General features: G+C 29.8%; 19 protein-coding genes. 7 read left to right on the plus strand and 12 right to left on the minus strand.

What is annotated here, in order from left to right; all coding sequences use genetic code 11:
* Positions 1-30 precede the first annotated feature (30 nt).
* From corA to MK851_RS04165, 3 genes are read right to left on the minus strand one after another with little or no spacing between them, the layout of a single operon-like run.
* Entirely contained in the window at positions 31-1,095 is a 1,065-nt protein-coding gene (gene corA, locus MK851_RS04155; RefSeq protein ID WP_320241707.1) for a magnesium/cobalt transporter CorA, read from the minus strand.
* An 8-nt stretch (positions 1,096-1,103) separates the two neighbouring features.
* Positions 1,104-1,481 (minus strand): hypothetical protein, encoded by a 378-nt coding sequence (locus MK851_RS04160; protein WP_320241709.1) that lies wholly within the window; start codon positions 1,479-1,481, stop codon positions 1,104-1,106.
* A 2-nt stretch (positions 1,482-1,483) separates the two neighbouring features.
* On the minus strand, positions 1,484-2,317 hold the full coding sequence (locus MK851_RS04165) for a universal stress protein (RefSeq protein WP_320241711.1): 834 nt from the start codon (positions 2,315-2,317) through the stop codon (positions 1,484-1,486).
* Positions 2,318-2,414: 97 nt separating this feature from the next.
* Between MK851_RS04165 and MK851_RS04170 the strand changes: the two genes are divergently transcribed.
* The 7 genes from MK851_RS04170 to MK851_RS04200 all read left to right on the plus strand — a co-directional run bounded on the left by MK851_RS04170 (position 2,415) and on the right by MK851_RS04200 (position 8,002).
* Positions 2,415-2,966 (plus strand): mechanosensitive ion channel domain-containing protein, encoded by a 552-nt coding sequence (locus tag MK851_RS04170; RefSeq protein ID WP_303508000.1) that lies wholly within the window; start codon positions 2,415-2,417, stop codon positions 2,964-2,966.
* A gap of 381 nt (positions 2,967-3,347) precedes the next feature.
* Positions 3,348-4,739 (plus strand): arginine decarboxylase, encoded by a 1,392-nt coding sequence (locus MK851_RS04175; protein ID WP_320241715.1) that lies wholly within the window; start codon positions 3,348-3,350, stop codon positions 4,737-4,739.
* A 15-nt stretch (positions 4,740-4,754) separates the two neighbouring features.
* The gene (gene speB, locus MK851_RS04180; RefSeq protein ID WP_320241717.1) at positions 4,755-5,678 is read left to right on the plus strand and encodes an agmatinase; all 924 of its coding nucleotides are present in this window, start codon (positions 4,755-4,757) and stop codon (positions 5,676-5,678) included.
* A 1-nt stretch (position 5,679) separates the two neighbouring features.
* Positions 5,680-6,459, plus strand: coding sequence for an RMD1 family protein (locus MK851_RS04185; RefSeq protein ID WP_320241719.1), 780 nt, complete (start codon positions 5,680-5,682; stop codon positions 6,457-6,459).
* A gap of 12 nt (positions 6,460-6,471) precedes the next feature.
* On the plus strand, positions 6,472-7,440 hold the full coding sequence (locus MK851_RS04190) for a deoxyhypusine synthase family protein (RefSeq protein ID WP_320241721.1): 969 nt from the start codon (positions 6,472-6,474) through the stop codon (positions 7,438-7,440).
* Between the two features lie 4 nt (positions 7,441-7,444).
* Positions 7,445-7,723, plus strand: coding sequence for a hypothetical protein (locus MK851_RS04195; protein WP_320241723.1), 279 nt, complete (start codon positions 7,445-7,447; stop codon positions 7,721-7,723).
* An 18-nt stretch (positions 7,724-7,741) separates the two neighbouring features.
* Positions 7,742-8,002 (plus strand): hypothetical protein, encoded by a 261-nt coding sequence (locus tag MK851_RS04200; protein WP_320241725.1) that lies wholly within the window; start codon positions 7,742-7,744, stop codon positions 8,000-8,002.
* A gap of 39 nt (positions 8,003-8,041) precedes the next feature.
* Here the strand turns inward: MK851_RS04200 and MK851_RS04205 are convergent, their stop codons facing one another.
* The 9 genes from MK851_RS04205 to MK851_RS04245 all read right to left on the minus strand — a co-directional run bounded on the left by MK851_RS04205 (position 8,042) and on the right by MK851_RS04245 (position 13,518).
* The gene (locus MK851_RS04205; protein ID WP_320241728.1) at positions 8,042-8,467 is read right to left on the minus strand and encodes a TerB family tellurite resistance protein; all 426 of its coding nucleotides are present in this window, start codon (positions 8,465-8,467) and stop codon (positions 8,042-8,044) included.
* A gap of 2 nt (positions 8,468-8,469) precedes the next feature.
* A complete protein-coding gene (locus MK851_RS04210; RefSeq protein WP_320241730.1) occupies positions 8,470-8,799 on the minus strand; it encodes a hypothetical protein in 330 nt (109 codons plus the stop codon).
* 473 nt (positions 8,800-9,272) lie between these two features.
* Positions 9,273-9,545, minus strand: coding sequence for a hypothetical protein (locus MK851_RS04215; RefSeq protein WP_303508007.1), 273 nt, complete (start codon positions 9,543-9,545; stop codon positions 9,273-9,275).
* Positions 9,546-9,547: 2 nt separating this feature from the next.
* Entirely contained in the window at positions 9,548-9,823 is a 276-nt protein-coding gene (locus tag MK851_RS04220) for an ATP-dependent Clp protease adaptor ClpS (RefSeq protein ID WP_115900312.1), read from the minus strand.
* A gap of 5 nt (positions 9,824-9,828) precedes the next feature.
* Positions 9,829-10,662, minus strand: a complete 834-nt coding sequence (gene prmA / locus MK851_RS04225; RefSeq protein ID WP_303508008.1) for a 50S ribosomal protein L11 methyltransferase — start codon at positions 10,660-10,662, stop codon at positions 9,829-9,831.
* Positions 10,662-11,420, minus strand: a complete 759-nt coding sequence (gene tpiA / locus MK851_RS04230) for a triose-phosphate isomerase (protein ID WP_320241736.1) — start codon at positions 11,418-11,420, stop codon at positions 10,662-10,664. The genes prmA and tpiA overlap by 1 nt, the downstream gene beginning before the upstream one ends.
* A 41-nt stretch (positions 11,421-11,461) precedes the next feature.
* Positions 11,462-11,956 carry a TlpA family protein disulfide reductase gene (locus MK851_RS04235; RefSeq protein WP_303508010.1) on the minus strand — a complete coding sequence of 165 codons (495 nt, stop codon included), beginning with the start codon at positions 11,954-11,956 and terminating at the stop codon, positions 11,462-11,464.
* Position 11,957: 1 nt separating this feature from the next.
* Entirely contained in the window at positions 11,958-12,440 is a 483-nt protein-coding gene (locus MK851_RS04240) for a TlpA family protein disulfide reductase (RefSeq protein WP_303508011.1), read from the minus strand.
* Between the two features lies 1 nt (position 12,441).
* Positions 12,442-13,518, minus strand: coding sequence for an ABC transporter permease (locus MK851_RS04245; RefSeq protein ID WP_320241739.1), 1,077 nt, complete (start codon positions 13,516-13,518; stop codon positions 12,442-12,444).
* Positions 13,519-13,537 lie beyond the last annotated feature (19 nt).

The raw sequence follows: 13,537 nt of genomic DNA on the forward strand, positions 1-13,537 counted from the left end.
AATTTTAATTTTCAAAAACTTAAACAATCCTTAAAACCATTTTTTGTATTTAAAATATCCTAACATGATTATCACTGTTAGTAATATAACACCCCACATTACAAAGTACCCACTACGATACTTAAGTTCAGGGATATACTCGAAATTTGTTCCATAAATCCCCACTATAAAAGTAATAGGAATAAATACTACTGAAAATATGGTTAGTATTTTCATAATATCATTCAAACGATTATTTACGTTCGTTGAATATACTGTAAGTTGCTCACTCAACATACTTTTATAGTTTTCAACTGAATCATAACTTCGTTGAACCAAATCGTTTAAATCATTAAAAAATGGTTGTTCTTTTTTTGTTATTAATTCTGTTTTTAATGCTCTAAAACTATTTATTGCCTCACGAGCTGGTCTTATTGCTTTTCTAAAGTAGTTAAGTTCTATTTTGTATCTATTAATTTCTTGTAGTGTATTTTTATTGGGTTGTAATAAAATTTTATCTTCTAAATATTCTACTTTCTCACCGAAAGTTTCCATTAAAAAATTGTAATTATCAACAATTACATCTAATAAACAATACTTTAAATATGTTACACTATAATTTCGTACCCTTCCTTTTTTATGACGTAATCTTTCTCTAATTGACTCAAAAATATCTCCTTGCTTTTCTTGAAAAGTAATTAGTACATTTTGTAATAAGTACATAGATATTTGCTCTGCTTCAAGTTGATGGTTTTCTTTATTTAAAAACAGCATTTTAATACTCGTAAAAATATAATGCTCTTCAATATCTACTCTAGGTCTTTGATCGGTATTTACAATATCTTCAAGAACAAGTATATGAATATCAAATAACTCACCAATTTCTCCAACTAACTCAACATCGTGTAATCCGTCTATATTAATCCAAAGTTTTTTATACTTTCCAATATAGCTTTTGAGTTCGTTTATATCTTTTAGCTCTACTTCTATAAATTCATTTTCATCATATCCTATTAATCGTATTCTTGTATTCTCTTCTTTTTGATTTCCAACAAAAACGGGGCTTCCAGGAATTACATTTTTAGTATTTTTTTGTTTGGTTATAAACCTTGTCATCTGTTTAGTTATACGAGATTAAATAATTTGTAAAGTCTGGCTAAAATTATGAGTTCTGATTTATTTTTTCTCGCATAAGAGCTAGAAATTTCATGTGATGCTGCTAATAAATCGTGAATTACATTTTTTGAGAACTCTTCTTTATGTGCTAAGTAATATTCTTTAAAGCTTTCATAAGCTGTTTCTGATGTTACTTTTTCTTTTATCAGTTCTCTTAACGTTTCGTATATCAACTCACTATCTGATTTATTTTCTGATACAGACCAGTTTTTTTCTACTCTTTTTACAATACTCTTTTTCTCTTCTACGGTCATGTTTTTATCGACCATGGAAACGGCATAGAACAAATTAGCTATACTTTTATAGAATCCTTCAGTAAATTTCATAATTATGTTATTTCTGGTAATATCAATATAGGAATTTTACTATTGAATGCCGATTTTTTTATTACATTTTCTTCTAACAATCTGTTAAAAAAATTGTACTTATGGTTTATTAAAACCAATAGTTCGCTTTCTGTTTCTTCTATATGATTTTCTAAGGTTAATGTCTCAGAATCTTTCCAATCTATTTTTTTATACTCAACATTTAACTCTTGCAATAATTCTCTTAATTTCACCTTATTTCTCTGCTGATTTTCAGACAAAAAACTTTCTTCTGAAAGATTTACAACTTCAATTAAACTTTTTTTAATTGTCGTTAAATTCACTAAAAATTGTAGTTCTCTTACCGTAAACGTCCTTTTATAATTTGTTGAAAACACTATCTGATGTAATGCTTTATACTTATAATTCATTGGTACTACCAATATTGGGCATTCATTAACCGCATTAATTATTTTCATGGTATTGGTACCAATAAATGTTTCGGTTAAGCTTTTTGCTCCTTTTGTACCTGTAATTACAACATCAATATCCTTTTCTTTAATTGTGTTCGTTACTGCTTTCGTTAATGAATTAGACGCTACGATATAATCGTAATTAAAGCTAGTATCTTCTCTTCTTAAAACATCAATCAGATACTTTAATTCGTCTTCAATTTCATTATCCATTTCATGAAACCATTTTTCATTTTCTTCATCACTTAACAACTCTGAAGGTTCGCTTATATATACATCTAACAAATAAATAGTTGCCTCAACACCTTTGAACAGTTGTTTTGTATAATTCAAAGCATTAATCGCTGCTTCTGAAAAATTATATGGTATTAAAATGTTTTTCATAACGATATAAAATTATGATTTCCAATCAAATATAATTTTTTATTTCGAGATTGTATTTACAAAACCAGAAGTATATTTGTAATAAAAATACTCAATAATGAAAAATCGTTTTTTAGAATTGTCTCTATTCAGTCCGTTTTTACAGTTCTTCCTTTTAATAGCAACGTTATTTTTTTTAATTCATCTTACTAAAAAACTCACCCGATCTTATATCGTAAAAAATGCTATTGAACCTCATAGAAGAAAATTGATATTAAACCTAAGTTATTTTCTATATTATACCTTAGCTTTCTTTATCTCGTTGATAATTTTTGGTATTAACTTTAAAGAAGTTATTGTTTTTGCTTCTTCAATACTTGCGGTACTTGGAGTTGGTTTTTTTGCTCAATGGTCTATTTTATCAAACCTAACGGCTAGTATTATTTTGTTTTTTTATCATCCTATGCGCATCGGCGATACCATAAAAATTATAGACAAAGACTTCGATTTACAAGGGGTTGTTAAAAACATTACTGGTTTTTATGTTCTTTTATATATGCCAGAAGAAAAAAGAGAAATTACGATACCTAATACAACTATTTTATACAAAGGAATAGAGTTAATAAGGGAACAAAAAAAAGAACTAAACAACTACAATACAACTCATTAAAAAAAATAAAAAAAAGTTTGTTATATTAAAAAATAGTTTACATTTACCGCATCTTATTATATAAGTCAAAATGTTACGTTTTACTTATTTCGGCAATAACTTCTATGGGAAGATAGTTGATTACTTAGTGTTTGAGAAACACAACCGAAAAATTAAGGTTTCTTCCAACTTTCAATACTCTCTACCACTGAATTTTTATAAACAGTGTGGTGATTGCTTAGCTTTAAGAGTCTAACTATTCAATTTATTTTGGTTTAACAACTTGTTGTAACATAACAACAAAACTTGTTATACATTTTATTTAAAAAGTTTTGGGTCTATACCTTAACTGTTTTTGGAATGATTGTCTGTACCCAACATACAGATACAACTAAAATAACAATGAATACTAAATATAAAGACTTAATAGAACAAACGTTTGATTTTCCGCAAGCGGAATTTCATACAGAAAACAACAATTTATTTTTTCACAACATTGATATGCTGGAATTAGTGAAACAATACGGGGCACCATTAAAATTCACCTATTTACCCAAAATATCAGAAAACATAAACAAAGCTAAAATCTGGTTTCATAAAGCTATTGAAAAACACAATTACCAAGGTACTTACAACTACAGTTATTGTACTAAAAGTTCTCATTTTAAATATGTGCTAGACGAAGCTTTAAAAAACGATATACACATTGAGACCTCATCTGCTTTTGATATTGATATTGTAAAATCACTAAAAAAAGAAGGAAAATTAAGTGATGATGCTTATGTATTGTGTAACGGTTTTAAACGCGACCAATACATTGCCAATATTATAAGTTTAATTGATGGTGGACATACAAATTGCATACCAATAATTGACAATTACGAGGAGTTAAACTTATTGTTAGACGAAACTAGAAGTAAATTTAACGTAGGAATTCGTATTGCTTCAGAAGAAGAGCCTAAGTTTGAGTTTTACACTAGCCGTTTAGGAATTGGTTACAAAAACATCGTATCGTTTTATGAACGTGAAATCGCTAATAACCCACAAGTAGAACTAAAGATGCTACACTTCTTTATCAATACAGGAATTAGAGATAACGCCTATTATTGGAACGAGTTAGTAAAATGTTTACGAGTGTATACAAAACTTAAAAAAGTATGTCCAAGCCTAGATGGCTTAAATATTGGTGGAGGTTTCCCTATTAAAAACTCATTAGCGTTTGATTACGATTATGAATACATGGTAGATGAAATTATAAACCAAATAAACCTTTCTTGTAAAGAAGCTGGTGTGCCAGTACCTAATATTTTTACTGAATTTGGAAGTTTTACCGTTGGTGAAGCTGGAGGAGCTGTATATGAAGTATTATATCAAAAAAGACAAAACGACCGTGAAAAATGGAATATGATTAACTCATCTTTCATCACTACGTTACCTGATTCTTGGGCTATAAACAAACGCTTTATAATGCTTCCTCTTAACAAATGGAATCATAGATATGAGCGTGTTTTATTAGGTGGATTGACCTGTGATAGCGATGATTATTACAATTCTGAACAGCATGTAAACGGAATTTATTTGCCTGTATATGAAAAAGAGAAGCCGTTATATGTCGGTTTTTTCAATACAGGAGCTTACCAAGAAACTATTGGTGGCTTTGGCGGATTACAACACTGTTTAATCCCAACTCCAAAACACATATTAATTGACATAAACGAAAATGGTGATTTAACCACCAAAGTATTTAAAGAACAACAAAAAAGTGAAGAGCTATTATCTATTTTAGGATACTAGTAAAAAAATATCAAAATGAAAAAAAGAAATTACGCAGGAATACCTGACCAATACGCAAAAATAGAAAACGCGAAAGTAGTACTTATACCTGTTCCTTATGACGGGACTAGCACTTGGCAAAAAGGAGCTGATAAAGGACCAGAAGCATTTTTAGATGCTTCTGAAAACATGGAGTTATACGATATAGAAACTGATAGTGAAGTATACAAAGAAGGTGTTTATTTAGCTGATGCTGTTACTGAAGATTCTTCTCCTGAAGCTATGGTAGAAGCTGTACATGCAACAACAAAAAAATTCATCAATAAAAATAAGTTTGTAACTCTTTTTGGTGGAGAACATTCAATTTCAATAGGAACAATCCGTGCTTTTAATGAATGTTTTAACAACTTAACAGTATTGCACATTGATGCACATGCCGATTTACGTAAAGAGTATGAAGGTAGCTCTTGCAATCATGCTTGTGCTGTATACGAAGCAAATCAAACAACCAACTTGGTACAAGTAGGAATTCGTAGTATGGACATATCAGAAAAGTCTTCTATGAATATGGATAAAGTCTTTTTTGCACACGATATGGCTGTAAATGAATACTGGATGGATGAAGTTATTGATCAATTAACAGGTAATGTTTTTATCACGTTTGATTTAGATGCTATTGATCCATCGCTATTACCAAGTACAGGAACACCAGAACCAGGAGGATTGTTTTATTACGAAACTTTAGAGTTTTTAAAGAAAGTATTTACAGAAAGGAATGTAGTTGGTTTTGATATTGTAGAATTATGTCCTAATGAAAATGAAAAGTCATCAGACTTTTTAGCGGCTAAATTGTACTATAAAATGTTGAGCTATAAGTTTTCTTCTACTATGGAAGATGAAGAAGATAGTTCGCCATTTAACAGATTAGCGAAGTTTAAAAACGACGACAACGATTATTAAGATGCATTTAAAAGCATTTGCATATCATCTTGAAAAACGAATAGCACTTAGTGCTATTCGCTCACAGTTTGAATCGTATGAGTTAGTAAAAAGAGAACATTCTTTTTTATTATATAAAATTACAAATGATTCATACCTCTATATAAAAGAATATGGAAGTGTCGTTTTTATCAACTGTGCAGATGATTTAACGATTCAAATTGTTAGTTTTTTAATCAACAAAGAAAGGTCAGCGATCAATAACTTGCCTTCAGAAAAATACAACATCACTTTTTCTGATTCAATAGAAGTTGATTTTGGAACTATTCAAATTAAAGAATTAAACGATGATGTGGCACATATTATCATGCTTAACCTAGCACAATCGGTAGCATTAATGAATTATGTAAACAAAACATCTGATTTACACGATAAAACATTAGTGTATTCAAAACAATTAGAAAAAACAGGAAGTTTTAAACTTTCTAAAATTCAAATGCGAAAATTTATTGGTAAAACCTTGAATTTAAAAAACAGCATTGCTGAAAATCTATTTGTTTTTGACTCACCAGATGTTGCTTGGAATATCAAAGACTTGTCTGATTTAGATTATAAACTAAAAGATGAGCTAGACATTTTAAAACGTCATCAAGGAATTGAAAATAGTTTAAATGTAATTAAAGAAAATTTAGATTTATTCAACGATATACTACAGCATAAATACAGCAGCATGCTAGAATGGATTATTATCCTTCTAATTCTTTTTGAAGTAGTACAGGTAGTTGTTGAAAAACTCATTTAACAAAATAAAAAAATGAACAAACCTATAACCAATTTTATAGAAAAATACTTTTTACACTTTAACGCAGCTGCATTAGTTGATGCTGCAAAAGGGTATGAAGCACAATTAGAACAAGGTTCAAAAATGTTAGTGTCATTAGCAGGTGCTATGAGTACAGCTGAGTTGGGTAAGATTTTCGCTGAAATGATTCGTCAAGACAAAGTACATATTATTTCTTGTACAGGGGCAAATCTTGAAGAGGATATTATGAATTTAGTAGCACACTCTCATTATAAAAGAGTACCTAACTACCGTGACTTAACACCACAAGAAGAGTGGGATTTATTATTAAAAGGATTAAACCGTGTTACCGATACTTGCATTCCTGAAGAAGAAGCTTTTAGACGTTTACAAAAACATATTTTTAAAATTTGGAAAGATGCAGAAGAAGCTGGTGAACGTTATCTTCCACATGAATTTATGTACAAGCTTTTATTGTCAGGAGTTTTAGAAGAGTACTACGAAATCGATTTAAAAGACTCTTGGATGTATGCAGCAGCAGAAAAGAACTTACCTATTGTTGTTCCTGGATGGGAAGATAGCACAATGGGAAATATTTTTGCTTCCTACGTAGTAAAAGGAGAATTAAAAGCTTCTACTATGAAATCAGGAATTGAATATATGACTTTCTTAGCTGATTGGTATACTGAAAATTCAAAGGATGGAATCGGTTTCTTTCAAATTGGAGGAGGAATTGCAGGAGATTTTCCTATTTGTGTAGTACCGATGTTGTATCAAGATTTAGAAAGAGAAGATACTCCTTTCTGGAGTTATTTCTGTCAAATTTCAGATTCAACCACAAGTTACGGGTCTTATTCAGGAGCAGTTCCTAATGAAAAAATTACGTGGGGAAAATTAGACATTGACACTCCTAAGTTTATTATAGAAAGTGATGCAACAATTGTTGCTCCATTAATATTTGCTTATTTATTAAAAATATAACCTTATGAAAAGAGTTATTGTAGACTATGCTAAATTAACTACTGATATTTTAGATTTATTAGTAGAGAGGTATCCTGATGGATACGATCATTCTGACATTATCTCCTTTAAAAACAGTAAAGGAGAAACAGTAAAAGCTGTAAAAGTAAATACTGAAGACACTCTTTTTTTAGTAAAAATAAGTTCTCAGTTACAGCAAACGATGGAAGATTATGAAACTGACGATGATGGTAGTGATACTTTTGATGAAATTGAAATAACTGGTGATTTTGATAATGAATAAATAATAAATTTTTAAACTGTGACTTATTATAGCTCGCAACAAACAGTCACATTAGTCGGCGTTTATCAAGGATATGCAAACGGCTATTATGTTTTTGAATTAGAAAATGGAGATATTATTGATTTTGAACAAATAAATAAAAAGAATCTTGAACATTTAGATTTAAAGTCTTCAACCTTAAAAAATAGAAGTTTTGAAATTACATACAAAGAAATTTTTGATGATCTAGACGATGAAGATCTTGTAATTTTTAAGTTAGAAAACCTACAACCACTTTAAAAAATAAATCCCATTCTAAACAGAATGGGATTTTGCTTTTTATAATATACTTAGTATCGATTTATACTGATCTAAATCAATTTTACCACTAAAAATTTTTGTTGTTTTAGAAATAATTTCTTCTGCTTTTTCTTGTGAAAAACCAAGTTGAATAGCATATCGCAAAATTAATTTTAACTCAGCCTCATCTATTTCATGATCTGAATAAATTATTTTGAATAAATCTAGCAAACGCTCTAGTCTGTCATCAGTTTTTGTTTGTGGCACTACTGGGTATTTCTTAGAGTTTTCTACTATTTCTTCATACTCATCTTCAGTTATATCCAATTTTCTAGCAAAACGATTCACTAATTTTTCTTCATCTTCATTTAAATCACCATCAATGATAGCAAGATTAAAAATAGCACTAAAATGTGCTACATTATTTCTATGCTTACTTGACTCGTATAAATCTACAATACTCATAATTATTCTATTTTTTTTATTGACTGTAACACAGGAGCTTCAACCTCATCGTCTGATACTTCATAATCATAGGTAATTTCAAATTCCTGCTCTACAAATTTAGTGTCTTTTAAGTTATAAAGTTTCAATATTTTCTCTGATATCCCTTCAAAAGTAATTACATCGTCATCTCCTTCTTCATTTACAAATGAAAAAGTATAACCGTATTCATCATGGCCTTGAAAAATTGCTGCTATTTTTATGGGATCTGTAAACTCTTTTTGTTTAGTTGTTAAAGCCAAACTTACCCCAATAAATACTATAAATACTGTTGTTATGATTGCATGTTTCATTTTCTTTAAAATTTTTAATTAACAAAATTTATATCTTGGATATTTACCACAACAAGTCCAAGTTTCTTTTAGCACAAACTAGCTTTTAGTTATGCTCGTGGTATACAAAGAAAATGATGTTACATAGGCTTTTATTATTACTGTTTCATCTATATAAAGATACGTTATTTTTTACTCTTTTTTAAAGACCTTTTTATTTATTTTTTAATTAAAATAGAGAAATAAAAAAGACCTTAAACTTTCGCTTAAGGCCTTTTCGTCTAACCAAACTTAGTATAAAAACTAACTACTACTATTTTTAAACCTTAAAAAACTTCTCTTTGTAAAGCTTTAAGCAAAAAAGAGAAATTTTATATTTAAGAAGTCATATTTTCAACTTAATTCTTTTCTTTTTATCTACACTATTATGACACTATAATTTTTAATTGGTCACTTAAAAGCATAAAAAAACTCAAAAAAAGTTTTTTGAGTTTTTAATACAAGTATTTTCTAAGTACTATTCTGTGTTCAGGTATAGACTTATCGTAGTTTTCTACCAATAGCTCCAGTATCTCTGGCGGTTCTTTACCAACACCTTTTTTAGAACTGTACTTTGACACGTAGAGGTTATATTGCGATTCCTTTTTTTCAAAAATTAAAAAATGCTCTTTGTTTAGTTCTGAGAAACTTATTTCGTTCTCTTTAAACGTATTGGAGCTGTCTTTAAAAAAATCTGAAAATTCGTAATACTTTAAAACGTTTTCCATTCTTACACTATCTCTGCTGATAAACCTAACTCTAATAGTTTAGAGCATCGTGGTTCTAAATCTTTATACTCTCCTGTTTTAACTGAACACTTACCTTTATAATGTACCAAAATAGTACATTGTTCTGCTTGTTCTAGTGTATGGTCACATACAGTTACCAGACTATCAATTACAAAATCAAAGGTATTTACCTCATCATTGTGCAAAACAATTTCGTGCTTTCTTGTTTCATTTAATAAAACATCAAGCTCTTCTTGAATTTTTTCTATCGTACTCATTTGTTTTATTTTTGATACTGCAAAGCTACCCAATTATTTCTTTTTATCGTATCTTTTAATGTTAAACCACACTTAGAAACCTCATTATCAATTACTGAAATATCTTCACTGTAAAATCCACTTAATAATAAAACTCCTTTTTTAGTTAAGCAGTTTGCATACGTTTGCATATCATTTAACAAAATATTACGGTTGATATTTGCTATAATGACATCGTATTTTTTTCCTTCTAATAGTGATGCATCTCCTTCATAAACTGAAATATGTTTGCAATTATTTCTTTCTACATTTTCTAATGAGTTTTCATAACACCAAGCATCAATATCAATAGCATCAATAGGCTGTGCTCCTTTCATTTCAGCAAAAATTGCTAAAATTCCTGTACCACATCCCATATCTAGTACTTTTTTATCAGTTACATCTAAATTAATCAAATGTTGTACCATCATGTGTGTAGTTTCATGATGTCCTGTACCAAAACTCATTTTTGGCTCAATTACTATATCGTACTGTAAATTAGGATTTTCATGAAACGGAGCTCTAATACTTACCAAATCATCTACCTGAATAGGATTAAAATTCTTTTCCCATTCTGCATTCCAATTGGTTTGCTCTATTTCTTTATGCTCGTATTGAATTGAAAACTCTTCCGAGCTTAACACAAATACACTCTCTAAAATATCAGCAGTCCAATCATCTTTTTGAATATACGCTACAACTCCATTTTCGTTCTCTACAAAACTTTCAAATCCTAAAGCACCTAACTCAGCAATTAAAATTTCTGTGGTTGGTTCTTTCGGTGTTACTTCAAAAGTATATTCTATATAAATATTATCCATTAAATTGATTTAATTATTGCTGCAAAATCTTCTGCTTTCAATGCTGCTCCACCTATTAACCCTCCATCAACATCTGGTTTTGAAAAAATCTCTTTTGCGTTGGCTGGTTTTACACTTCCTCCATATAAAATTGAAATAGCATCAGCTGTTTCTTTTCCAAATTCTTTAGCAAAAATTTCTCTTACAAAAGCGTGCATTTCTTGTGCTTGCTCTGGTGAAGCTGTTTCTCCTGTACCAATCGCCCAAACAGGTTCGTAAGCTAAAATAATATTCTTAAAATTAGCTTTTTGAAGATGAAACAATGCTTTTTGAAGTTGGCTTTCAACTATTTTAAAGTGGTTTTCCGACTTTCTATCTTCTAACAATTCACCAAAACAAAAAACAACTTCTAAACCATTTACTAAAGCAGCATCTATCTTTTCAGCTAATAACTCATCAGTTTCGTTAAAGTGTTCTCTACGCTCAGAATGCCCTAAAATTACTATGTTAACGCCTAAATTTGTTAACATATTTGCAGAAACCTCTCCTGTGAATGCTCCACTTTTAGATTGATGCATATTTTGTGCGGCAACCTCTACAACCGATTCTTCGGTATTTTTCACTGCTGATTGTAGGTTTACAAAACTAGGAGCAATTATCACTCTAGTACCTTCTTCTAAACCAGCTTTTACTTCTTTCTTTATTCCCTCGATTAATTCTTTTGCTTCATCAAGGTTTTTATTCATCTTCCAGTTACCTGCAACTATTTTTTGTCTCACGTGTATTGTTTTTTCTGGTTATTGATTTTCTGTCTGCAAAATTACATTTTTTCTAGGCTTTGACGAATAAAATTATCAGTCGCTTTTGTAGCATCAAAAACAAGTATTTTTCCTTTCTCATCAATTACTAAAAATCTTGGAATCCAATCTAAACCTAAAAACTCACCTAAATTTCCTTCCCAACCTGATTCTATAAAATAATGATCTCCTTCTATTTTTAGACGTTCAATACCATTTTTCCAATCTGTCTTATTTCTGTCTAAGGATAAAAAAATATAAGCTGTTTCAGGTTGTTCTCCCTGAATTTTTTGTACTTCTGGAATACTTTTTAAACAGTCTGGACACCACGAAGCCCAAATATCTATTAGTACTTTTTTTCCTTTATGTTTTTCTAAAATATCTTTGAACAAAACTTCTTTTCCATCCAAAGAAAGAAGAACATCCTCTAATGCTTCAGTTGAAAATTTACTTGGGTTTTCTTTTGAACAACCTAAAAGGGTTATCCCGATAAAAACTACTACTAATATTTTCTTCATGTTATTGTGCTTTATTTTGAAGTTTATCAGACACTTTTGATGATTTATATACTTTAATATTTCCATCTTCATCAACCATCAAAAACCGTGGAATTGTTTTTAGCTTTAAAAATTCACCAAGTGCTCCTTCTCCTTTTTTTTGAATGTAATAGTGTTGACCTTTTACAGGAACACTTTCTAAACCTCGTTTCCAATCATGATATGAATGATCTACTGATAAAAAAACATATTCTAACTCTGGATTTTTCTGTTGAAATAAAAGCACATCATCAAAACTTCGTTGACTGTAAGGACAATAAGTTGCAAAGATTTGCATCAACATTTTCTTACCTTTATTTTTCTCTAAAACTTTTTGAAATGAAATTGGTTTTCTTTCTAAGTTCAGTAGTTCTTCATTCAGAGATGCTGGGGTAAATTCTTTTGGTTGAAATACAGCGCAGCTTGATAAAAAAGCTACAGTAATCAATATAAAAAATATTCTCATTCTATTGTAATCTTATTCGGGGATCTAACCAACTATATAAAATATCTACTAATATATTTATGATTATAAATAGTGTAGCAACTACTAAAACAGCACCCATAATTACTGGTAAATCGAGCGTGTTTAAAGAGTTTACTATTTCTTTTCCTAATCCGTTCCAGTTAAAAATATACTCTACAAAAACTGCTCCAGCTAACATCGAAGCAAACCATCCTGATATTGCTGTTATTACTGGGTTTAATGAGTTTTTCAATGCATGCTTGTTTATTGCTTGATACATCGTTAAGCCTTTTGCCTTTGCTGTTCTAATATAGTCTTGACTTAAGGTTTCTAACAATGAATTCCTCATTAACTGGATTACTACAGCTAACGGACGAATACCTAACACTATTGCAGGTAGCAGTAAATTTTTCCATTGAATATAAGTCTCTTCTCCAAAATCATCAACTTCATACAGGCTTCCTGTCATTTCCAAATGTGTATATTTATGTAATACAAATCCGAAAAACCAAGCAAACAATATGGCTGAAAAGAATGATGGAACACTCATTCCTAAAGTACTAACAACAGCAATTATTCTATCAAAAAAAGTATCTTTAAGTAACGCAGAGAATATCCCTAATATAATCCCTAAAAAAAGTGCAATCGTTATTGCTACTATTGCTAAAATTGCAGTGTTTGGTAAAGTTTCTTTAATTACTTCGGAAACATTTTTACCATTCTTTTGAAAGGATTGACGTAAATACGGAGTTTTTATAACCACTTCAGTATTTCCTGCCGAAAACAAGGATTGAGCGTTGTATTTCCCTTCAGATAAAAAAGTATAATTGTCTTTATTCTTACTATGAAACGACAACGGAGAAACATCATTCAAATAATACAAATACTGCGTAAATACAGGTTTGTCGAATCCGTATTTCTTTCGAATATTTTGTAACTGCTCGGTATCTTCTCTCTGATCTAACATCATACGGGCTGGATCACCTGGTAAGATATTAAACAGTAAAAAAATTACAGTAACTACCCCAAACAGCGTTAAGAAGCCGTAAAATATTTTGTTGATGATATATTGAAACATATATAACAAAGATAACAGA

Source organism: Tenacibaculum sp. 1B UA (assembly GCF_033978845.1).
Classification (GTDB): Bacteria; Bacteroidota; Bacteroidia; order Flavobacteriales; family Flavobacteriaceae; genus Polaribacter.